This window comes from Pseudorhodobacter sp. E13 (genome assembly GCF_003991405.1).
In the GTDB taxonomy this organism is placed as follows: domain Bacteria; phylum Pseudomonadota; class Alphaproteobacteria; order Rhodobacterales; family Rhodobacteraceae; genus Pseudorhodobacter.
On the sequence record NZ_RPEN01000091.1, the window covers coordinates 1 to 707 of the forward strand.

General features: G+C 53.9%; 1 protein-coding gene. It reads left to right on the forward strand.

Annotation, left to right across the window (positions count from 1 at the left end; all coding sequences use genetic code 11):
• Positions 1-93 precede the first annotated feature (93 nt).
• The coding region (locus EGN72_RS00235; protein ID WP_158623092.1) for a hypothetical protein at positions 94-707 on the forward strand (614 nt) is incomplete at its 3' end.

Below are 707 nucleotides of genomic sequence, written 5' to 3' on the forward strand. Positions count from 1 at the left end.
CTAAGTCCTCTGTCGAAAGGACGGCGAGCGGTCTTATTCGTGGTTTGGCTTTCGGTTCTTTTGGCAGCCATCTCTTTGCTGATATCTCCCAGATTGGCTGATGAGCGCGCGGTGTCTGATGGCGTTGTGATCGTTAGTCTTGCATGGCCGTTCGTTGTGCTTTTCTGCGCGGCACTCGTGATGATCATGTTGTTGTTTGCCTCGCCCCTGATCTCGGGACTCGATGCTCGGGAATCAAATCTTGGCGGCATGAAAAGCTTGCTTGGCGGGTCCAATGGTCTTGAAGACGCGTCAGCAAACCAGCCCAGGCTCAAGTTGTCTGACCCGCTCACCAATCAAAGCGTCCGGTGGCAGCAATACGAAGGCCCGTCGGATAGTCAGAAGGTCGGACGCATCCTTTGCGTCGGATCCACGTGCCCGCATGAGCGTATGGCTTGCTTGGCGCGCCGCTTGGTCTGGACGCGGAGCTCGGTGGATTTGATCAATGACTTTGACACCGCTCTCGAAGTTATTTCGGCCACGCCAATCAAGTGGAAGCTTTTGATTGTCGACCTCGATTACGCCGAAAAACATCACGATATCGACGACATCGTTCGCGACCTGATCGCGTTCAGAGAAGATTGCAGCTCCTGCGCAATTGCACTCGTTTCCATCAGTTTCGCTTCCGATGAAGCGTCCCTGATCAGATCATCCATTGCAGACTATAG